The organism is Bordetella genomosp. 10, from assembly GCF_002261225.1.
GTDB lineage: Bacteria > Pseudomonadota > Gammaproteobacteria > Burkholderiales > Burkholderiaceae_B > Bordetella_C.
On the sequence record NZ_NEVM01000001.1, the window covers coordinates 1,343,134 to 1,363,473 of the forward strand.

17 protein-coding genes are annotated in these 20,340 nt (G+C 63.7%); 14 read left to right on the plus strand and 3 right to left on the minus strand.

Annotated elements, in window-relative coordinates; translation table 11 throughout:
• Nucleotides 1-162: 162 nt before the first annotated feature.
• Complete coding sequence (locus CAL29_RS05825) at nucleotides 163-1,053, plus strand: LysR family transcriptional regulator (protein WP_306430676.1); 891 nt, start codon at nucleotides 163-165, stop codon at nucleotides 1,051-1,053.
• Nucleotides 1,054-1,395: 342 nt separating this feature from the next.
• Nucleotides 1,396-2,346, plus strand: a complete 951-nt coding sequence (locus CAL29_RS05830) for a LysR substrate-binding domain-containing protein (RefSeq protein WP_094851986.1) — start codon at nucleotides 1,396-1,398, stop codon at nucleotides 2,344-2,346.
• A gap of 2 nt (nucleotides 2,347-2,348) precedes the next feature.
• Here CAL29_RS05830 and CAL29_RS05835 read toward each other — a convergent pair whose 3' ends face one another.
• Nucleotides 2,349-3,008 (minus strand): TetR/AcrR family transcriptional regulator, encoded by a 660-nt coding sequence (locus tag CAL29_RS05835; RefSeq protein ID WP_256977218.1) that lies wholly within the window; start codon nucleotides 3,006-3,008, stop codon nucleotides 2,349-2,351.
• A gap of 206 nt (nucleotides 3,009-3,214) precedes the next feature.
• Between CAL29_RS05835 and CAL29_RS31550 the strand changes: the two genes are divergently transcribed.
• From CAL29_RS31550 to CAL29_RS05865, 7 genes are all read left to right on the plus strand, one after another.
• Nucleotides 3,215-3,370, plus strand: a complete 156-nt coding sequence (locus CAL29_RS31550) for a hypothetical protein (protein ID WP_179283921.1) — start codon at nucleotides 3,215-3,217, stop codon at nucleotides 3,368-3,370.
• A gap of 117 nt (nucleotides 3,371-3,487) precedes the next feature.
• Nucleotides 3,488-5,005, plus strand: a complete 1,518-nt coding sequence (locus tag CAL29_RS05840; protein ID WP_179283922.1) for a class I adenylate-forming enzyme family protein — start codon at nucleotides 3,488-3,490, stop codon at nucleotides 5,003-5,005.
• A 44-nt stretch (nucleotides 5,006-5,049) separates the two neighbouring features.
• Nucleotides 5,050-5,805 (plus strand): enoyl-CoA hydratase/isomerase family protein, encoded by a 756-nt coding sequence (locus CAL29_RS05845; protein WP_094851989.1) that lies wholly within the window; start codon nucleotides 5,050-5,052, stop codon nucleotides 5,803-5,805.
• A gap of 202 nt (nucleotides 5,806-6,007) precedes the next feature.
• Nucleotides 6,008-6,973, plus strand: coding sequence for a Bug family tripartite tricarboxylate transporter substrate binding protein (locus CAL29_RS05850; RefSeq protein ID WP_094851990.1), 966 nt, complete (start codon nucleotides 6,008-6,010; stop codon nucleotides 6,971-6,973).
• Between the two features lie 95 nt (nucleotides 6,974-7,068).
• Nucleotides 7,069-8,271 carry a mandelate racemase/muconate lactonizing enzyme family protein gene (locus CAL29_RS05855; protein ID WP_094851991.1) on the plus strand — a complete coding sequence of 401 codons (1,203 nt, stop codon included), beginning with the start codon at nucleotides 7,069-7,071 and terminating at the stop codon, nucleotides 8,269-8,271.
• A gap of 71 nt (nucleotides 8,272-8,342) precedes the next feature.
• On the plus strand, nucleotides 8,343-8,687 hold the full coding sequence (locus CAL29_RS05860) for a carboxymuconolactone decarboxylase family protein (RefSeq protein ID WP_094851992.1): 345 nt from the start codon (nucleotides 8,343-8,345) through the stop codon (nucleotides 8,685-8,687).
• A 416-nt stretch (nucleotides 8,688-9,103) separates the two neighbouring features.
• Nucleotides 9,104-11,233, plus strand: coding sequence for a c-type cytochrome (locus tag CAL29_RS05865; protein ID WP_094851993.1), 2,130 nt, complete (start codon nucleotides 9,104-9,106; stop codon nucleotides 11,231-11,233).
• A 131-nt stretch (nucleotides 11,234-11,364) separates the two neighbouring features.
• On the opposite strand, the gene CAL29_RS05870 is transcribed toward CAL29_RS05865, so the two are convergent.
• A complete protein-coding gene (locus tag CAL29_RS05870) occupies nucleotides 11,365-11,658 on the minus strand; it encodes a hypothetical protein (RefSeq protein ID WP_094851994.1) in 294 nt (97 codons plus the stop codon).
• 132 nt (nucleotides 11,659-11,790) lie between these two features.
• On the opposite strand from CAL29_RS05870, the gene CAL29_RS05875 reads away from it, so the two are divergent.
• Entirely contained in the window at nucleotides 11,791-12,210 is a 420-nt protein-coding gene (locus CAL29_RS05875) for a PaaI family thioesterase (RefSeq protein ID WP_094851995.1), read from the plus strand.
• Between the two features lie 406 nt (nucleotides 12,211-12,616).
• Here CAL29_RS05875 and CAL29_RS31555 read toward each other — a convergent pair whose 3' ends face one another.
• Entirely contained in the window at nucleotides 12,617-12,784 is a 168-nt protein-coding gene (locus CAL29_RS31555; protein ID WP_179283923.1) for a hypothetical protein, read from the minus strand.
• Nucleotides 12,785-13,306: 522 nt separating this feature from the next.
• Between CAL29_RS31555 and CAL29_RS05880 the strand changes: the two genes are divergently transcribed.
• Genes CAL29_RS05880 through CAL29_RS05895 form a run of 4 tightly spaced genes read left to right on the plus strand, consistent with a single transcriptional unit; the run spans nucleotide 13,307 to nucleotide 20,337 of the window.
• Nucleotides 13,307-14,566 carry a nucleotide sugar dehydrogenase gene (locus CAL29_RS05880; RefSeq protein WP_094851996.1) on the plus strand — a complete coding sequence of 420 codons (1,260 nt, stop codon included), beginning with the start codon at nucleotides 13,307-13,309 and terminating at the stop codon, nucleotides 14,564-14,566.
• Nucleotides 14,567-14,603: 37 nt separating this feature from the next.
• Nucleotides 14,604-17,084 carry a hypothetical protein gene (locus CAL29_RS05885; RefSeq protein ID WP_094851997.1) on the plus strand — a complete coding sequence of 827 codons (2,481 nt, stop codon included), beginning with the start codon at nucleotides 14,604-14,606 and terminating at the stop codon, nucleotides 17,082-17,084.
• Nucleotides 17,081-19,141, plus strand: coding sequence for a glycosyltransferase (locus CAL29_RS05890; protein WP_094851998.1), 2,061 nt, complete (start codon nucleotides 17,081-17,083; stop codon nucleotides 19,139-19,141). Before CAL29_RS05885 ends, CAL29_RS05890 begins: the two co-directional genes overlap by 4 nt.
• A 41-nt stretch (nucleotides 19,142-19,182) precedes the next feature.
• Nucleotides 19,183-20,337 (plus strand): polysaccharide biosynthesis/export family protein, encoded by a 1,155-nt coding sequence (locus CAL29_RS05895; protein ID WP_094851999.1) that lies wholly within the window; start codon nucleotides 19,183-19,185, stop codon nucleotides 20,335-20,337.
• Nucleotides 20,338-20,340 lie beyond the last annotated feature (3 nt).

Below are 20,340 nucleotides of genomic sequence, written 5' to 3' on the forward strand. Positions count from 1 at the left end.
GAAGCTGCGTGGGCTGCATGAGAGGGCGGTATCGGGCGCGGCTCGATAGCGATCTTCCGCCGGCTTCGTGACCGGTTGCGACGACGGAAGGGCGTCAATAGAATTCACGAATAGCCAAAATAATTGAGACAAACGTCAATGCGCAGACCACTTGGCACGGGTGTGCCCACGCTCCGCCAGCTCGAGCTTTTTCTTGCGCTTGTCTCTTCGAACGGGATTGCGGGCGCGGGGGCGAAGCTGGGCATGTCGCCTTCCGCGACGAGCCACGCCTTGCGGGCATTGGAGACCGCGCTCGGGACGGAACTGCTCGATCGCCAGTCTCCGGGAATCGCGCTTACCTACACCGGCGAACATATTCTTCCTCACGTTCGCGATGTCTTCGCGTCCCTGCAATTGGTTCAGGCGACGGCGCTGGCCGGGGCCGAACTCAAGACCGGATTGCTCCGCTTGGGATCCTTTGGCGCGAGCGCGACGATAAGGGTGCTTCCACCGCTACTGGATCGCTTCAAGGCTCGCTACCCCGGCGTCGACATCATGGTCACGGAGAAACCGGATGAGCAGACCTCCCAGGATCTCAAGGAGCGGCGCCTGGAGCTCGCCGCCGTTACGCTGCCGAAGTCCGAATTCGATTCGCTGACGCTCGCCATCGATGAATTGGTGGCCGTTCTTCCCGCCAGTCATCCGCTGGCCAAGCTGGATGCCGTTCCTCTCAAGGAGATGACGCTGGATCCGTTCATCCTGACGCGTGCCGGTTCGCAGTCGCTGGTGAACAAGTTGTTCGCCAGAAACGGATTGCGCCCGCGAATGGCTTATGAGCTGCTTCAGTTGATGTCGATACTGGAGGTGGTCGCGAGCGGCAAAGGCGTATCTATCCTGGCGAAATTGGCGCTTCCGGATCGTTATCCCGGTACGGTTTTCCGGCCTATTTCGCCTAGCAGTTCGCGGCGCATCGGCTTGGTTTGCCTGGGCGAGAATCGGCTTTCGCCGGTGGCCCGCGCCTTCTGGCAGGAGGCGCGCCGATATCAAAGCGATCTCAAGGCATCGGCGCGTTAGGAGCCTTTCGGCGTTGAGAAAAAATTCAATTCGTGATGAAGGACGATGTGTGTAGACTGTCCTTCGACAGGCCGGATCGGTGCGCTGCCACACGAAAACGATGAGTGCCGATGCCGGTATTGCCGACCCGGGATGCTTGCCGACCCGGGATGCGAGCGGGCCAATGGAAAAGTCGTCCAGTTTCCTGCTGGGCCCGGCATCTGAAATGAGGCGAACGTAGGTGGAGACGTTTTGCAGCGCATGCCTTGCCGTGTACGCTGCGCGGCCGATGGTGGACGGCGGCTAGCGGGCGTTTATCCAAGCCTGTTTCGCTTCGACTCCTGATCTCAATTGGAGTTGCCGATGAATCGACCCACCGAATTTTTCATGAGCGCGCCGCGGCCGAGGGATGGACAACGGCGCTTGCGAATCACGTTGCGGCAGCTCGAGGTGTTCGTCGCCATCGCGAAGGAGCGTTCCACGCCCGCCGCGGCCGATAGCGTTTCCCGGTCCCAGTCGGCGGCAAGCAGCGCCTTGGTCGAATTGGAGGCGACCATGGCGACGCCGCTCTTCGACAGGCGCGGGCGCAGGCTTGTCCTCAACGAGTCCGGCGCCCGCCTGCTGCCCGCGGCGGTTTCCTTATTGGAGCAGGCGGCGGAATTCGAGGGGGTTCTCGAGGACTATCTTTGCGGGCCGTTGAAGATCGCGGCAACCGCCAGCATCGCCGAGTACCTGTTGCCGGAAATACTCGCGCAATGGCGGGCGAAGCATCCCAGCAGTCCCGTCAGGGTATTGGTGTCGAGCGCGACTGGCGTATTCGATGCCTTGCAGAACCTGCAGGCCGATGTCGGCTTCCTCGATAACAACCAATGCCGGCCGGGAATGAACGTGGCCTCCTGGTTCGGCGACCAGATGGTCGTCGTCGCCGCGGCGGGGCATCCGCTGCTTGAAGGCACGGCGACGATGGATGCGCTACGGTCCGCGAGCTGGGCGATGATCGAATCCGGATCGGGGAGCAGGGAGGCCGCCGAGCGATGGCTGGTGGAGCACATCGGACCGATCAACATCGATTTCGAAGTCGGCGCGCCGCAAGCGGTGGTTGCCCTCGTCGCGTCGGGCGCCGCGGTAGGATGCCTGCCACGGCATGCCGTCACCCGCTGCCTGCGCTCCGGCGATATTCGCGTGGTATCGACCCCGCTGCCGCCGTTGGAGCACGGCTTGAAGATCGCGACCAACAGCGCCAAGCGGTTGGCCTCGACCGGACATGTCTTTATCGCGCATTGCGTTTCCGCGAAGAAGTCATTCGGCGCGTAGGTCTATCCCCGCCGCGTCTTTCGCCCAGCGGGTTGCGCGGCAATATGCTTGAGGAAAGCGGACCCCACGATCTCCAATGGGGTGCTGGACTGTTCTAGTTTCGAACACAGGACCGCGCCTTCCCATGCATACCAGAAGAACTGGGCCAATTCGCCTGGATCGGCGTCGGCTCGCACTTCTCCGCATTCGACTCCCTCGATCAGGCAGGTTTGCAGGACCGATTGCCAGTCCCTTAGCGTCTCCACCAAGGACTCCCGGAACCTGTTATCCAGCGCGCCCATTTCCTGGCCCAGGTTGCCCACCAGGCAACCGCGCCGATAGTGGAATCTCTCCACGCCGTCGCGGGCTTCGTGGATGAAGCCCTGGATGCGCTCCAGCGGCGAGCGCGACGCGTCCTGAAGCGCGCGCGTCAATTTCTTGTGGAAATAGGCGGCATAGACCTTGATGACTTCATGCGTATAGGCGTCCTTGGAGCCGAAGTAGTACGTGAACGAACCCTTGGGGATACCGGCAGCGGCAACGAGTTCGTCCACGGTCGTGTTGTGAAACCCTTTCTCCGTGAAGATCGCGACCCCGATTCGGAGCATGTGCTCGCGCTTGCCGTTGGAGCGCCCCGATTGGCTCGGTTCAGTTGATTGATTTTTCCGGTCAAAACCGTTCATGGCGATACTTGATCTCTATACTAGTTGACTGTCTGTCTAGTAAACGAGATTACCCCGAATCGGCGCGCCGGCGCTACTTCGAAATACCTTCGCCCGCGGCAAGGCGATGGCCGGCGCGGGCGTGCTTTCCACCGGGGAAAGCCGTCACGGATCACGAGCACGCCATAGGCATGGATCGAGGAGCAAGAAACATGGTACGAGCCGTCATGTTGAATGAGCCCGCCGAAGGGACCCGTCAACCGCAAGCCGGGATCGTCGATCTGAACGACGACGAACTGGCCCGGGGAGCCGTGATTTCGGCCGCCCCACGGCTTATCGAGGGGAAGGTTCGCGGCAGGGCCATCGTCGACGTCAACCGGTAAGCGGAGGCTCGAACCATGGCTACCGAGACCGGCCATCCGCGGGATATCGGGCGCGGAGAACGCACTGCCGGCGATAATGCGCCCCCATGCAATGGCGAGTGCCCGGGCGACACCCGCATGCATCAGGCCATTCTGCGTTGGGCCGGCATCACGCCCGACGCGCCCGCCTTGACGGATGCCCATGGCACCTGGTCCTATCGCCAATTCCGCGACGCCGTCGCCGCGGCGGCCGATTTCATGGCCCAGCGCGGCGTCCGGGCGGGCGATCGCGTCATGCTCATCGGCGAAAACGGAAGCGCGCTGGCGGCCTTCATTTTCGCCGCGAGCACGCTCGATGCCTGTGCCGTCCTGGAGAATGCGCGCCGGGCGCCGCAGGAAGTCGACCGTATCCGCGCGCATGCCGATCCTCGCCTGGTTATCTATTTGACGCGCGACTCGTCGGACGCGGCGGCGCATGCCAGGCAAGCGGAGGCGCTCACGCTCGACGTCCCCGCGTTCGGCGAGGTCGCGATATCCCATGACCGCCCCGAAGCGGCGCCCGATACTGTCGCCGGCACGCGCGACGACGTCGTCGCGCTGATATACACCACCGGTACGACGGGCGCGCCCAAGGGCGTCATGGTGCGGCATGGCGGCCTGATGTATCTCGCGGCCACGGTGCGCCAGCTTCGCGCCATCTCCGCCCGAGACCGCGCATATTGCGTCTTGCCCATCACCCACATCATGGGCCTGGCCATCGTCCTCGGCGGAACGCTGCGCGCCGGCGCGCATCTCTACCTGATCGCAAAATTCGACGCCGCGGAGTGCGCGTCGATGTTGGCGAACGCGCATATTTCCATGTTGCAGGGCGCGCCGGCGATGTTTGCCAAGCTCCTGCAATTCCACCATGCCCACCCGTTCGAATGCCCGGACTTGCGTTTCATCGCGACCGGCGGCGCGCCCCTGGATGCTTCGCTCAAGACGCAATGCGAGGCCGTGTTCGGCGTCGCCCTGCATAACGGCTACGGACTGACGGAGGGGGCGAGCCTGTGCTTCACGCGGCTCGACGACCCGCCGCCGGATAGCAGTGTCGGCCGTCCGCTGCCCGGCGTCTCGGTGCGCATCGTCAGCCCTGCCGGCGAGCATCTGCCCCAGGGCCAGGTCGGCGAACTGTGGGTTCAAGCTCCCCAGATGATGAAGGGCTACTTCCGCGACCCCGCGCTCACACGGCGGGTTCTCACCGAGGACGGTTGGTTCAATACCGAAGACCTGGCCACGCTTGACGCGGCGGGCAGCGTGCACATCGTCGGCAGGACCAAGGATCTCATTGCCTGCAATGGCTTCAAGGTCTATCCCCTGGAGGTCGAGGACGCCTTGAACGAGCACCCGGGCATCGTCCACAGCGCGGTAGTCGGCCGCGGAACGATGGGCAGCGAAGACGTCATCGCCTTCGTCGAGCTGGCCGACGGCGACGCGCCTTTCGACCTGGACCTGCTGAGGAAAATCTTCGCGGAGCGCATCTCTCCTTATAAGAAACCGCGAGAGATCTACGCGATGGCCTCGCTGCCGTCGTCGCCGAACGGAAAAGTGCTGAAAAGCCAGTTGCGGTCCATGCTGGCCGATGGAAAGACCGAGGAATTGACGCGCATTCTTTAGCCGCGCCGCGAACGAAAAACATCCCTTGCCACAAAGGAGCAGCCATGCAGGACGAGACAAACGCCGTGACGTACGAATCGCAAGATGGCGTTGCGACGATCACGATCAACCGGCCCAAGCAGATGAACGCCATCGACGGCGCCGTGGAGGAAGGGCTCGCCCAGGCGTGGCGGCGCTTCAACGCCTCCGAACAGGACAGGGTTGCCGTGTTGACCGGGGCGGGAGATCGCGCTTTCTCGTCGGGGCGCGATCGGGACATGACCGAGCCGCCGGACTACCGGCGATTCACGCCGGGCGGCGTCATCCAGGTCGACAAGCCCATCATCGCGGCGGTCAGCGGCTGGGTGGTAGGGGGATCGATCGTGCTCGTGCAAATGGCCGACCTTTGCATTGCCACGGAAAATACGCGATTCGTATTCCCGGAAGCCAAGCTGGGCTTCGGCGGCGGATTCATCGCGTCGATCGCGGGCCGCATTCCCCATAAGATCGCCATGGAACTCATGTTGCTCGGCGAAGAGATCGGCGTGCAGCGCATGTACGAGGTCGGCTTCGTGAATCGTATCGTCCCCGCGGGTGAGCATCTGGCGGTGGCGCAGGATATGGCGCGGCGGCTGGCAAGGAATTCCACGCTGGTTATCCAGATGTTCAAGCGCTTTACCGCCGCCGTCCTGCCCAAGAGTCCTGTCGAGGCAAGTTCGGTCGCGTTGCGCGAAATCGAAGCCATGGCCGCCAGCGCGGATTTCCACGAGGGCGTCGCGGCGATTCGTGAGAAACGCGCGCCGATATTCCAGGGTAAGTGAGCAACTCGAAACCGCCACGGGCGGCCGGGCGTTCGAACCGACGATCGTCCGATGACGATAGGCGCGTCGGCGGCGGAGACCTGAACGGTTTTTCCGTTCAGGCGGGCGAGGATCGGCTGGAAATATGCGTTTCGAATGTTGGGATATTGATCCTTATTATTAGGACGCAATGATTCCACATAAAAATTCGGAGACAAATATCATGCTATCCAACCTGCACAGGATTTCCCGTCTGCTTTCGGTGGCCGTCCTCGGTCTGGCTGCCAGCGTGGCCCATGCCGCCTGGCCGGACAAGCCGATCACGCTCATCGTGCCTTATCCGCCAGGCGGGAATACGGATATCCTGGGACGCCTGTTGGCGACCCATCTGGGCAACAGCCTCAAGCAAACCGTCGTTGTCGAGAATCGGCCCGGCGCGGGCAGCATGCTGGGTTCATATCAGGTGGTGCGCGCGGCGCCGGATGGCTACACCTTTCTCCTGGGCAGCATCGCGAATGTGTTGAACCAGTATTTCTACAAGAATCCGTCCTTCGACATGAACAAGGACCTGGTTCCCGTCGCTCAACTCGTCAATGTGCCCAACTACCTCGCGGTGGGGCCCAAGGAAAAGTTGCGGACCGTTTCCGACATCATCGCCTATGCGAAGGCCAATCCCGAGAAGCTGAGCTGCGCCAACACCGGCATAGGGACAAGCACCTACCTCTCCTGCGAAATGCTGCGGACGATGACGGGAATAAAAATCGTGAACGTGCCCTACAAAGGCGGCGTCGCCGCCATGCAGGACGTCATGGGCGGCCAGGCCAATATGGTGATTGCCAACGAGGCATTGGCGTATATCAACGACAAGCGGCTGATCGGCGTCGCCGTCACGTCGGAACACCGTAGCTCGCTCGCGCCTGACCTGCCGCCGATCTCGGATACTGTCCCGGGGTTCGACGTCAATTCTTGGTACGGCGTTTTCGCGCCGGTGGGCGTGCCGCAGGACATCATCGATCGCGTGTCGCGCGAGGCCAGTGCGATGCTCAAGGACAAAGCGGTGCTGGAACGGCTCAAGATTCTCGGCGCCACCCCGGTCGGAAGCTCGCCGAAGGAATTCCAGGCCTTCGTCAAATCCGAGATGACGAAGTGGGGCAAGGAGACCCGAAAAATGGATCTGAAGCCCGAATGAAGAATGAACGATCCCTGCGCGCCCTGCGGCTCGATCTTGCTGTCGCGCGCGGCGCCTCGGGAAATACCGCGATTGGTCCTTGAGGGAAATGATCCATGAAAGTGACTTCGATTGAGAGCATTCTTTGCGACGCCGGCTGGCGCAACTACTTCTTCCTCAAGATATGCACGGACAAGGGCATCGTCGGCTGGAGCGAGTATGACGAGGGTTTCGGGTCGCCCGGCGTCGGCGCCATCATCGAACAGCTCGGAAAACGGCTGGTGGGGCAGAACGTGCATGACCATGAGCGCTTCTTCCAGGAAGCGAGTTGCCTGACCCGGCCCGCGCCCGGCAGCGTCATCGCCCAGGCGATGGGCGCCATCGAGAACGCGCTTCTGGACGCGAAGGCGAAAGACCTGGGTGTCCCGTGTTATGAGCTGCTGGGTGGAAAGGTCCGCAACCACATACCGGTCTATTGGTCGCACTGCGCAACGTGGCGCATCAATCATCCGGCGCTGTATCCGCCGGCGATTACCGACCTGGAGGGCGTGAAGCGTGCGGCCGCCGAGGTGAAGCAGCGAGGTTTCAGCGCGCTCAAGACCAATCTGTTCATCTTCGACGAGGGCGATGCCTATGCCTGGCGTCCCGGCTTCGCGGTGCCTTTCGCGCCCGCCTTGAACGTGGACCGGAAGCTGATCGGAAACGTCCAGCGGCAGTTGGAGGCGCTGCGCAGCGGCGCCGGTCCGGACGTGGATATCCTCATCGACTTCAATTTCAATGCCAAGCCGGAAGGCATGCTGAAGCTGCTCAGGGCGATTGCGGACGTCGATATATTCTGGGTGGAGACCGACAGCTTCAACGCGAAGGCGCTGGCCTATGTCCGGGATCACAGTCCGCATCCGATCGCGTCGTGCGAGACCCTGATCGGCGTCAGGGGATTCATGCCTTTCCTGGAGCACCAGGCCGTCGATGTGGCGATCGTCGATACGGTGTGGAATGGCGTCTGGCAGTCGATGAAGATCGCGGCCGTGTGCGAGGCGCATGACGTCAATATTGCCCCGCACAATTTCTACGGCGATCTCTGCACCATGATGAATGTGCACTTCGCGGCGGCTGTTCCCAATCTGCGTATCATGGAAACGGACGTAGACCGTTTGCCGTGGGAGAACGAGCTCTTTACCCACCAGCCCGAGTTCCGCGACGGCCAGCTCGTCGTGCCTGACCGCCCGGGCTGGGGCACCGAGCCTGTCGAGGCGGCGTTGCGGGCGCGGCCGCCCAAGAGTACGGGCGGTTTGCTGCAGTACAAGCGGGCAGGCTGACCTGGCCTGCGCGTTTTTATCGCCCGGCCGCAGGGGCGGCCGGGCATGTTTTCTTTCGAGGAGTCCACATCATGATGAATAACTGGGTCGATCAACTCTCGAATCTCCGCGCGGGCGCCAAGACGTTCGCGGAAACGAATCCCGCCATGGTCAAGGCATACGGCGGCCTCAATCAGGCCTTGGGAGAGGCCAAGCACCTGGATGCCAAGACGCGCGAGTTGATTGCATTGGCGGTCGCGGTCACGACGCGTTGCGACGGCTGCATTTCTTCGCACGCCGCGGCGGCGCAGAAGGCGGGCGCCACGGTCGGGGAGGTCAGCGAGGCGCTCGGCACGGCCTTGGCCTTGAACGCCGGCGCCGCCTATGTCTACTCGGTGCGCGCGTTGGAAGCCTTCGGCCAGTTCGAAGGCAAGTAGGCAATACGCGGGCGGGTTGGAAAACCTGCCGGCCGGGCGGTCGCATCCGATAGATTATTTTTTAGTCGTGCGACGCGCTCGGCGGGCGCGATATCCGGGAGGAGGGGTGGACTTTGTTGGCGTTCCTGATCGCTTGCCAGGATTCCCTGGCGTTGTCGTTTTCACCTTGGTTCGTTTTCTTAATGGTGATTTAATCCTGGGGCTGTAAAATCCACAGGGTCTATATTTATCTATAAAAATCAAAGACTTATTGATTGATCTTGATCAATTGAATAAATCCCGGGAGCCCCGAAAATCCACGGCACGACCGTCAATGGATTTTCACCGTGGACAAGATCAAGAACGCAGAAACCCAGCTTCCCACCCCCCGCGGACGCAATCCGCTGCGAGCGTTTTCAGCGCGCCGTTCGAAACGCATGGCCGCCCTGCTGGGAGGCATTTCCCTGGCCTGGCTGGCGGCTTCGGCCCAGAACGAGCCGGCCTCGCCGCATGTGCAGATCCCGCAGATCATCGACGACCTGCCCGCCGATTATGCGGCTGGCCTTACCCCACAGCAGCGCGAGCAGGTCGATCTGGGCCGCTATGTCGCGCGCCTGGGCGACTGCGTAGCCTGTCACACCGGAGACAAGTCCAAGCCCCTGGCCGGCGGCCTGGCGTTGGAAACGCCATTCGGCAAGCTCTATTCCACCAATATCACGCCGGACAAGGCCACGGGCATCGGCGGTTATAGCCTCGAGAAATTCGAGCGCGCCATGCGCAAGGGCGTGGCGGCGGATGGACACAACCTGTACCCGGCGATGCCTTATCCGTCCTACGCCAGGATGACGCCGGAGGACATCAAGGCGCTTTACGCCTACCTGATGCAGGGCGTCAAACCCGTGGAACAGGCCAACCGGCCTTCCGACATGGGGTTCCCGTTCAACCAGCGCTGGGGCCTGTCGATCTGGAACTGGATTTTCCTGGACGACGAACCTTTCCGGCCGCTGGAAGGCAAGGGGGACGTGTGGAACCGGGGCGCCTATCTGGTTCAGGGCCTGGGCCACTGTGGCGCGTGCCACACGCCGCGCGGATTCGCTTTCCAGGAAAAAACCATGACCGGCGAAGGCGGCAACGGCCATCTGTTCCTGGCGGGAGAGACCGTTGAGGGCTGGCGCGCGCTGAGCCTGCGCAACCTGTGGACGCCGGAGGAAACCGCCGAGCTGCTCAAGACCGGACGCAACAAGCACGGCACGGTGTCAGGCAATATGGTGGACGTGGTGCAGCACTCGTCGCAATACATGACCGATGCCGATCTGCTGGCCATCGGCACTTACCTGAAATCGCTGCCGCCGGGCAAGGACGACCTGCCCATGCAGGCGGCGCAGGGCCCGGCGCCGGCCATCGCGCCGCGCCAGGCCGGCGGCGCGGCCACGCCCGGCGATATGCCCGTCGGCCTTTTCACCACGCGCGGCGGCCTGGGCTACCTGCAGTTCTGTGCGGACTGCCACCGCGCCAACGGCGAGGGCGTGCCCGATGCCTTCCCGTCGCTGGCCGGCAACAACAGCCTGCAATCGCAGGATCCGTCCACGCTGATTCACATCATGCTCACGGGCTGGCGCGCGCCCGTCACGCAAAGCCACGCACGGCCCCTGACGATGCCTTCGTTCGCGCAACTGGGCGACCAGGAGATCGCCGACATCCTGAACTTCACGCGCCGCGCCTGGGGCCGCGCCGACGCGCGCGACATCAAGGTCGGCGAAGTGAGCAGCGCCCGCAAGCAGCTCGATGCCGCGGCCGAAAACCATCGTCCGTTCGAGACGCCGCGCCTGGCGGAGATGCTGAAGGAAAAGAACGCCGATCAACTGGTGCTGGGCGCGCGCCTGAACATCGACACGGCGCGCATGCTGCCCAATAACGTCGGCAACAAGCTCAACTGCGCCAGTTGCCATCTGAACGCGGGCACCGTGGCCGACGGTTCTCCCTATGTCGGCGTTTCGGCCTTCTTCCCCAGCTATGCCGCGCGCGCGGGCCGCATCATCACGCTGGAGGACCGCATCAACGGGTGCTTCCAGCGTTCGATGGACGGCAAGCCGCTGCCCATCGCCAGCGACGAGATGAAGGCCATGGTCGCCTATTTCGATTGGATGAAGGGCGCGACCAAGCCGGAGGACAAGGTGGAAGGCCGTGGCGTGGGCAAGATCGACCAGACGCTCATTCCCAATATCGAGAACGGCAAGCGCATCTATACGGCCCAGTGCGCGCTATGCCATGGCGCGAACGGCGAGGGCGTCAGGAACGCCAGGGGCGACATGGTCTATCCCCCGCTTTGGGGCAGCGAGTCCTTCAACATCGGCGCCGGCATGGCCCGCACCTACACGGCGGCGGCCTTCGTCAAACGTAATATGCCCATCGCGTTCGGCACGCATTTCCCGCTGGGGCAGGGGGGACTCACCGACCAGGAAGCGGTGGACGTGGCGGGGTACTTCACCCACATGGACCGGCCGGATTTCGCGGCCAAGGTCAAGGACTGGCCGAAGGACAAGAAGCCGGCGGATGCGCGTTATTGATGGGAGCGCAGGCGGGGGGCATCGGGCGATGGACTGACAGCCGGCCAGTCTCCTGGCCGGCGCACGCGCGGCAAGCGGAGGTCTGTGGGGTAGGATTCGCGCCGGTGCGCGCGGCCGAGGACGCCCGCGGTTCAGTCCGCGGGCAACCGCTTTTGAACGCGGATATGTCCAGGCTCGCCGGCGGGCGCGAGGCGCCATGCCCGCGCCGCCACGTCCGTTCCGTGTTGCGTGCGATAAGCCGGCATCCGGAGCACGGCGAAATCCTTGTGCGCTTCCAATAAGCATCCGGTGGCTAGCACGCCGTCGCTGAATTCCACCAGCATGTCGTCGTCCGCAGACAGCCGGGTGTCGTCCGGGGTGTCGAGGCAGCGCAGCCGGGCGCCGGGGTAGAGGTGCGTGTGGTTGGCAGAGAAGCGCCAGAGCATGGAAAGTCTCCCTTGTGCTCAGGGACATCGGTCAGGAATTCTATCATTCGTATGTGGGCGGGCGCGGGCGGCAAGGTCGCGCGGGTATGATCGCCGGGATAACTGTCATACGTTTCCCGTAGGAGATAAAAGATGGATGAAAACGCCGCCCGGCGCGCATTCGAGGTCGCCTTGTCCACGCAGCGACCGGTGTTCGAGGAGTTCTTCCTCGCCCGTCTGCTGGACTTGAAGTTCGAATACCAGGAAGCCCGGTGTGTCATCACCTTCGGGATCCAGGATTTCATGCTGAACCCGCAGGGATCGCTGCACGGCGGGATCATCGCGACCGTCATGGATATTTCCATGGGGCATTTGTTGAACCATGTCCAGGGGCCGGGAACGACGTTGGAGATGAAGACGCAGTACGTCAAGGCGGCCCGAACAGGGCAGCTACAGTGCGTCGGGGAATTCATACGCCTGGGGCAGGGCATCTCTTACTTGAAGTCGACGCTCTCGGACGAGGCCGAAGACGTGGTGGCGTTCGCGACCGCTACGTGGAAGCGGTTGAAGTAGGCGCCGCGGGCGGGATGAGTCCCGGCGGCTCCGGTGACGTGTGCTCGTGCGGTCGGAAATGAGCAAAAGCGCGTCGCGCAATCCAAGCCGGATTCGGGTTAGTTATATAGACATAGATATTGCAGATCAGGTAATCGACGCTGATGTGCGGGAGTGGGGAGATTACAGGTTCAAGCGGCTTAGATATCCGCCCAGGGATTGGCTGGACGATATTTAAGCGCGGGTAAATATCCGCCGTGTTGTCCCGTCGCACGCGAAAGCGACGATTGCAAGTACGGCATCGTGCTTTCTACTACGATCGGTATCGAGTCATGCCGGTAAGGCGCGGCTTTCGATGGCATTTTGTTCCGGCGATAAGGGCCTGAGGCCGTGTCGCTGGGCGTTCATCTTCGCCTTATTTCCCTTCTCACGCGTCCGGCAGATCGTCTTCGGTTGCTGCGACCGCCATCCACATATCCCGCTTTTCGCCCTTGTTTTCGCTGCCCACAAGCCAGCGCCAGCCTCCTATTCGCCGCTGCGGCGAATTATCAGGGGGTGAAAATAGAATCTCATTTTGGCGCAAAAAATAACTCATATACGACGAATTGTTATTTCTTTGCAGTCAGATTAAATAAAAATAAATAATACATATTTAATTATTTAGATATATCCATTCGAGCTGCTTTGTTGCGGTTTATGTAATGGATGTAATTTAATTCAGTGAAAACCCGGGTTTGTTGCGTTGCGGCAGACTCATTTTCAGAGCAATAAACATTTTTAGAAAGAAAATTGCCGGATTGGGCGTCTAGGATTCACCTCGCTTGCTGTCAGCGGCAGGTCGGCCAAGTGTCTGTTTGTAACCTACCCAGGGCCAGTGTCCTGAGCAAAACCAGACAAAGTATTTCTATTTTGTGTCAGCTTGCCAATCTGCGGGCACAAATTTTTTGCCGTCAGGCGCGTCTCCAGGGAAATCCCCCGGAGCTGTAAGCGGCGTGGGGCCTTTTTGCGTCAAGCCTACCCGAGGCAAAACCTCGGGGCAGCAGGCGGCGCGAGGGCTTTTTCCGTGTCTCCGACACGACGACAAATAGTGAGGTAGCCAGTGGTAAAGAGAATCGCAGTGTGTGGCCTTGGATATGTGGGGCTACCGGTCGCCGTGGCGTTCGCCAGACGCTTTGACGTCATCGGTTTCGATGTGGACAAGCGGCGGATCGAACGCCTGAAGGAAGGAGACGACTGGACCGGCGAGATCGAGCGCGAGGCGCTGCTTGCTTCCAAACTACGGTTTACGGACCAGGTGACGGACCTGGAGGGTTGCGATTTCTTCGTCGTGGCCGTCCCCACGCCCGTCGACGAGAAGAACAATCCGGATTTTTCGCTGCTGGTGCGGGCGTGCCGGTCGATCGGTCCGGTGCTGCGCCCCGGCTGCATCGTCGTCTTCGAATCCACCGTCCACCCCGGCGCCACCGAGGATATCTGCGGGCCGGAGCTGGAAAAGGCCTCGGGCCTGCGTTGCGGCGTCGATTTCAAGCTGGGCTACAGCCCCGAGCGGATCAACCCCGGCGACCGCGAACATCCGCTGGAGAAGATCGTCAAGATCGTGTCCGGCCAGGATGCGGAATCGCTGGAAATCATCGCCGGCGTCTACGAGAAAATCATCGACGCGGGCGTGCACCGCGCCTCCTCCATCAAGGTGGCCGAGGCGGCGAAGGTGCTGGAGAACACGCAGCGCGACATCAACATCGCGCTGATGAACGAGATGTCGAAGATTTGCGACCTGGTCGGCATCCGCACGTCGGAAGTCCTGAACGCCGCCGGCACCAAGTGGAATTTCCTGCGGTTCACGCCCGGGCTGGTGGGCGGCCACTGCATCGGCGTCGATCCGTATTACCTGACGTCGAAAGCGCAGGAGCTCGGCTACCACCCCGAGGTGATCCTGTCGGGCCGCCGCATCAACGACGGCATGGCCAGCCACGTCGCCTCGCGCGTCGTCCAGGTCCTGGCCCGCAACGGCCGCCTCAATGCCGAGACCCGCGTCGGCATCCTGGGGATGACGTTCAAGGAAAACGTCCCCGACATCCGCAATTCGAAGGTGGTCGATCTCTACAACGCGCTGGGAAGCTACGGCATCACGCCGGTCGCTTGCGACCCGATGGTCGATTCGGACCAGATGGAGCACGAGTACGGCATCAAGCTCGTGGAGCGGGACGCGTTCAAGGACATGGACGTGCTGATCCTCGCCGTTCCGCATCGGGAAACCATGGATTCCATCTGGGACGACATGCCGAGCCTCGTCAAGCGCGGCGGCATGGTGTGCGACCTGAAGTCGGTGCTCGACAGCAGCCGCCTTCAATCCGACCTCCTGTACTGGACGCTCTGAGTTCGGGCTCCCCATCCCCCACTATAGGTGACCCTGAATGGCTGCTTTTACGACCGCTCCTATTGGAACCTGCCGCATCCACACGCCGTTGCGCGACGCGGTGGGCCGTTATCCGATCAAGCTGCAACTCGGGCGCAACTACGGTTTCGTGCACACCAGCGCCGAGGCGTTGCAGCAGGCACGATTCATGTACGGCAAACAGGACATCCCCGCCGACGTCCAGCGCCTGATCTTCCGGCCGTCGAACGGCGATAAGGCCCGCCGCGGCACGCACAAGCCGGCCGACCTGTACATGGTGGAACTGTCCTCGCGCAAGCTGCTGACCATCGACGGCTATCCCATCCAGTCCAACTACGTGGCGCGCTACTTCAGCGAATTCTTCGCCGACCGCGCGCGCACCCGGACCTTCTGGTCCATGGCCGTGGCCGACCAACTGGCGGAACGGCGCGCCTGGCTGGAGCAGGAGCCGGTCTTCAAGAGCCTGCCCGCGAGCGACAAGGACCTGCTCGCCCGCATCCTGAAGCGCGATCTCTCGGACGACGAGATCGAGGGCGATATGCGGCAGATCGCCGATCTGCTGGGCAAGGACAAGGTGGTGTTCGTCACGCACGTCAACGCCCTGACGCCGGACAACGTGCCGATCGAACAGCGGGAACAACTGATCGCCGCCGTGAGCGCCGCCGCCCAGCGCATCGCCGTGCCCTGCTACGATCCGACGCCGGTCATGAACAAGATAGGACAGGCCGACGCGATGGAGGACGGCGGGCTCGACCTGACCCACTATACGGAGCTGTTCGCGGAGCGCCTGTGCGCCGAGTGGTACAAGAACTTCATGCGCCCGCGGATGACCGCGCCCGCGCCGCAGCCCGTGGTGGCGAAGCTCGCCGCCGACGAAACCGCCGAGCGCATCGAGAAGATCCTGGATGCGGGCGACCTGCGCGAGGCGTCGCGCCGCACGCGCGACGTGCTGCGCCGATTCCCCGGGACGCCCGACCACGTGCTGCTGCTGGCGCGCATCCAGGGCGAACTGGGCGACTACGAAGGATCGATCGCCCTGCTGGAAAGCGCGGACGGCTCGCTGGCGACGGGCAGCAAGGCCGAGCAGGTGTTGATGCGCGCGCAGTTCAAGCTCGGCCATCATGACGTGGCCTACTCGCTGGCGGCCGGCCTGCTGGGCGACGAAATAGAAACCCCGGAAATCGTGCGGATCGCGGCGATTTGCGGCGGACAACTGGGCCACATGGAAGAGGCGCTGGGCAACTGGAAGCAGTTGTTCCGCATTTCGTCCTCCGACGAGGCCGGCGCGCTCGAAGCGGCCGATACGGTGCTTTCGATGTTGCAGGCAAGCGGCGACATGGAAGCCGTCATGCGGTGGGTGCACGAGGTCCGCGCCGCCTTCCCCTCGTATGGCCGCGGCTTCGCCGTGCTGTGGCGCGACCGGTTGCTGGCGGGCGACCGCGCCGGGCTGCGCGCGCTGGCGTCCGAATCGCCCGTCATGCCGGACCTGGACGCGCTGGAGCTGGTCAAGGAAGCGCAGTGGCGCGGCTGCATCGTGGCCGCGGCCGCCTTGGCCGTGTCGTGCAATCTGGCCGAGAGCGAGCAGGAGGACATCCCGGCGTGGCTGCGCGCGCAGTCCGTGCAATGGGCCGAGGAAGGCGCGCGCGCGCTGGAGGAAGGGCGGCTGCGCGACGCGGCCGAGCGGATCTGCGCGCATCGCCTGCTCGAACCGGGCACCCTGGCGGGCGTGCGGTCGCAGCGGGCCTTCGAGCGCGCCATGCGCCTGGGCGTGCGCGCCGCGCTGATGGCGGGCAACCACAAGGAAGTGATCGAGCTGACGGACATCGCGCTCGACACGCAGATCCAGTTCCCGGAACTCGACGCGATGCGCGGCCGGGCCGCCGACGCGCTGGGCGACAAGCAGACCGCCATGCGCCATCTGGAGCAGGCGGCGGCCGGCGAGTCCGCCCAGTTCAGCACCCAGTTGTATTTCGCCCGGGTGGCCTTCAACGGCGGCTGGTTCGGCGAAGCCATCGACGCCTATACCGCCGTGCTTTCCCACGCCTCGGCCGACCAGAGCGCGAAGGAAGAGGCGGAGCGCCAGTTGCGCCGGCTGGGACCGCGTTCGATACGCGCCGCCCGGGAAGTCCTGGCCGCGGGCGATCCCCGCGCCGCCTGGAAGCTGCTGGAGCGCGTGGCGCAATCCTGGCCCGAGATGCCGGAAGTCGCCCACGAAAAGCGGCGCATCCTCTCCACCCTGTATGCCGAAGCGCGCGCGCTGGATCCGTCGAGCACGACCGAGCGCCTGGCCCTGGGCGAACGCATTCTCGAACTCGTGCCCGATGACGCCATCGGCCTGCGCCTGGCGGCCGTGGGCGCGATGCGCCTGCACCGGTTCGAGCAGGCCTTGCCCTACTGGCAAGCGCTGAAGGCGCGTTCGGATAAACCGGAGCAGTTCGACCACTACATCCAGCGGTGCCAGGTCTGGATCGAGAAGTTGAACCGGAGGAAGGCCGCATGAACGCCCCGCTGGCTGCCGAGCAGGAGAACGATGCGTCCGACCTCGAATCGGTTCATGCCCAGTTGGATGAGATCGTCGCGGCGTCGGGACGGGTCCAGGTCGCGCAGGGCAACCTGGCGCGCGCGCAGGCGCTGGCGCGCGATCACCAGGCGGACCCGAAGGTCCGTTTCCTGCTGCTTCGCCTGAAGGAGCTGGCCGGGCTCAACGAGGGCATGTCCGAGCAGTGGGAAGCGCTGTTGCGCGATTACCCGGACGATCTTCTCATCGTCCGCCACTGCGCGTCCCGCCTGGTCAAGGACAGGCATGTCGACGATGCCCTGTCCCTGATCGACCGCCACGTGCCGGACTCGACCGACAACGCGGCCCTGCTGTTCGCCAGGGCCAAGCTGCTCAGCGACATCCGCGCGCACGAGCAGTCCGACGAGTTGTTCCGCCGGCTGCTGGCGCGCGACAACGACCGCAACGTGCGCGTCGAGTTCGCCAAGCGCCTGCGCAAGCGGGGCCTGCTGGCGGAAGCCTACGAGACGATACAGTCCGTCGCCGGCCAACTGGCCGCCGGCAGCAAGGCGGCGGAACTGGCCAGCGCGCTGGCCAGGGATTACGCCTTCTATCGGGACCTGGAGCCGGGCGAGGAAATCGCCGGCAAGGACATCAAGATCGTCTCGATGAAGCACGCGATCCTGCACTTCCGCGACCGCAAGATTGCGCCGCAGTCGCCGGAGAAACCCGTTTCGGTCGCGCTGGTGACGGGCAGCCTCGGCCCCGGCGGCGCCGAGCGGCAATTGACGCGCCTGGCCGGTGAATTGCGCCGCATGGCGGACAGCGAGGAACGCGAGCCGGGCGCCATGATCGTGAAGCCGGAGAAGGTCGAAGTGCTGGTGAAGCAGCACACCGAGCCTTCCGGCGCCGGGAAAAAACAGGGCCTGGATTTCTTTCTGCCCGTCCTGGCCAAGGCGAAAATCCCGGTCACGGAAATCAACCGCCTGCCGCCGGTGTCGGTGGCGCACCAGCCGGTCGGCGATTCCGGCCTGGCCCGCCTGCTGGAGCACCTGCCGCCGCCGGTCCACTATGGCGTGACGCGGCTTGCGCCTATCCTGCGCGTCAACGCTTTCGACGTCGTCAGCCTGTGGCAGGATGGAACCTGCCTGTTCGGCGCCCTGGCGGCGCTGCTTGCCGGCGTCCCCACCATCCACCTGGTGTTTCGCGGACTGCCGCCGAATATCCGCAAGGACCGCTACCGCGCCGAATACCCGGAGCTGTACCAGGCCCTGGCCGAGGTCCCTGGCGTGTATTTCGTCAGCAACAGCCGCACGGCGGCGGAGGCGTATGCGGAATGGCTGGGCATCCCGATCGTGCGTTTCCATGTCCTCTATAACGGCGTGCCCGACCTGACGACCGGATCTTCCCCCGCGGACGAGAAAAAGTGGCGCGAGTTCCAGGCGAGGACGGCCGACGCCACGGAGACCATCGGCGGCGTTTTCCGGCTGGAGCCGGACAAGCGGCCGCAACTCTACGTCAAGCTCGCAGCGCAATACCTGAAGCAGCGCCCGCAGGCGCGCTTCTTCATCGTGGGCGACGGGCGCCTGCAGGAGAACGTCACGGCGCTGGCCGAAGAACTGCGCGTGATGGACCGGCTGCTGCTGGTGGGACTGTCCAACCACGTCGGCTACTGGTATTCGCAGATGGACGCCAGCGTGCTGCTGTCCCGCTACGAGGGCCTGCCGAACGTGTTGATCGAGGCCCAGCTCCTGGGCGTGCCGGTCGTGTCCACGCCCGCCGGCGGCGCGGGCGAGTGCTTCGTGGAGGACGTGACCGGGCACCTGCTGAGCGACGTCGACCACCCGGACCTGAACGAGGCCTGCGAAAAGATCGCGTCCATGGTCGACCTGGCGCGCGAGAACGAGGAATTGAAGGAGCATAGCCGCCGCCGGGCGCGCGAGCTGTTTTCGCTGGAAGCGATGCTGGAGAAATTCCTGGCCTTGTGCGCGCCGTTCATGCCGATGTCGGAGAACGACGAGCGCATCGATATCGGGCCGATGCGCCTGATGGAGGCCTGATTGCCCGGCTCTTTCCCGCGATCTTGAAAATCAAGGCTTTTATGCAAAAGAACGTCCAGGCCCTGGGCCTGAGAAGCAGGGCGGCGCCGCTCATGGCGCTGCTCGCCGCACTTTCACTCACGGGATGCCAGTTGCCGCGTTCCGGGCCGATGTTGAGCGAAATGACCTCGGCGAACGACGCCAAGGACGTGGTGGTGATGCCCGTCTCGCGCGAACTCGCGCGGCAGAGCAACGTGCCCGAGGTCTCGGATTTCCCCGCGCGCTACCGCGATGCCGGCCAGGCGGGGTTCGATCTCCTGGTGCCCGGCGACGGCATCAACGTCACCGTCTGGGAACGCGACGGCCTGGGCGTGTTCGCGGCCAATCCCGCGGGCGTGAGCGACCTGGGAAACCAGGAGATAGACCGGACGGGCAATCTCTATTTTCCCATCCTCGGAAAATTCCGCGCCGCGGGCCTGACGCTGGCCCAGTTGCATGACGCCATCCTCGCGCGCCTGAGCAAGCTGGTGGTCGCTTCCGACGTCAGCGTGACCCGCGCCGACGCGCGCGGGCAGATGGTCACCGTCCAGGGCAACCTGACCAAGCCCGGCATGTATCCCATCACGCAGACCACGCAGCGCCTGAGCAGCGCGCTGGCGCAGGCGGCGCCGGTGCAGACGAACCCCGAGCAGTTGATCATCAGCCTGCGCCGCGACAAGCAGGTGGCGTCGGTGCGGCTGTCGGACATCTACCGCAACCAGGATAACGACATCCTGCTGCGTCCGGGCGACGTGATTACGGCGCACGACGCGCGGGAATACCTGACCGTGCTGGGCGCGGCGGGCAACCAGGGACGCGTGGCCATCAGCAAGCGCAACTACAGCGTGCTGGACGCCCTGGCCGATTCCAAGGGGCTCGACGACAAGACGGCGGACCCGCGTTCCGTCTTCCTGTTCACGCCCGCGAAGGCCGGCGTCGCCGGCAAGCCGGACACGCTGCCCATCGTCTACCAGTTCGACCTGACCCGTCCGGAGCAGGTGGCGCTGGCCCGCGAGTTCACCGTGCATGAAGGCCAGGCCATCTACATCTCGGATGCGCCGTTTACCCAGGTGCAGAAGGTCCTGTCGGCATTCCGCGTCACCATGAGCGCGGGCTTCAGCGCCACGCGGGCCATCGACAGCGATTCGGGCTCCAGTTCTTCCGGCGTAACCCAATAGCGT

Coding starts and splice junctions, on each gene's coding strand:
- CAL29_RS05830 (WP_094851986.1), top strand. CDS start 1,396: ATGAATCGACCCACCGAATTTTTCATGAGCGCGCCGCGGCCGAGGGAT.
- CAL29_RS05835 (WP_256977218.1), bottom strand. CDS start 3,008: ATGAACGGTTTTGACCGGAAAAATCAATCAACTGAACCGAGCCAATCG.
- CAL29_RS31550 (WP_179283921.1), top strand. CDS start 3,215: ATGTTGAATGAGCCCGCCGAAGGGACCCGTCAACCGCAAGCCGGGATC.
- CAL29_RS05840 (WP_179283922.1), top strand. CDS start 3,488: ATGCATCAGGCCATTCTGCGTTGGGCCGGCATCACGCCCGACGCGCCC.
- CAL29_RS05845 (WP_094851989.1), top strand. CDS start 5,050: ATGCAGGACGAGACAAACGCCGTGACGTACGAATCGCAAGATGGCGTT.
- CAL29_RS05850 (WP_094851990.1), top strand. CDS start 6,008: ATGCTATCCAACCTGCACAGGATTTCCCGTCTGCTTTCGGTGGCCGTC.
- CAL29_RS05855 (WP_094851991.1), top strand. CDS start 7,069: ATGAAAGTGACTTCGATTGAGAGCATTCTTTGCGACGCCGGCTGGCGC.
- CAL29_RS05860 (WP_094851992.1), top strand. CDS start 8,343: ATGATGAATAACTGGGTCGATCAACTCTCGAATCTCCGCGCGGGCGCC.
- CAL29_RS05865 (WP_094851993.1), top strand. CDS start 9,104: ATGGCCGCCCTGCTGGGAGGCATTTCCCTGGCCTGGCTGGCGGCTTCG.
- CAL29_RS05870 (WP_094851994.1), bottom strand. CDS start 11,658: ATGCTCTGGCGCTTCTCTGCCAACCACACGCACCTCTACCCCGGCGCC.
- CAL29_RS05875 (WP_094851995.1), top strand. CDS start 11,791: ATGGATGAAAACGCCGCCCGGCGCGCATTCGAGGTCGCCTTGTCCACG.
- CAL29_RS31555 (WP_179283923.1), bottom strand. CDS start 12,784: ATGAGTTATTTTTTGCGCCAAAATGAGATTCTATTTTCACCCCCTGAT.
- CAL29_RS05885 (WP_094851997.1), top strand. CDS start 14,604: ATGGCTGCTTTTACGACCGCTCCTATTGGAACCTGCCGCATCCACACG.
- CAL29_RS05890 (WP_094851998.1), top strand. CDS start 17,081: ATGAACGCCCCGCTGGCTGCCGAGCAGGAGAACGATGCGTCCGACCTC.
- CAL29_RS05895 (WP_094851999.1), top strand. CDS start 19,183: ATGCAAAAGAACGTCCAGGCCCTGGGCCTGAGAAGCAGGGCGGCGCCG.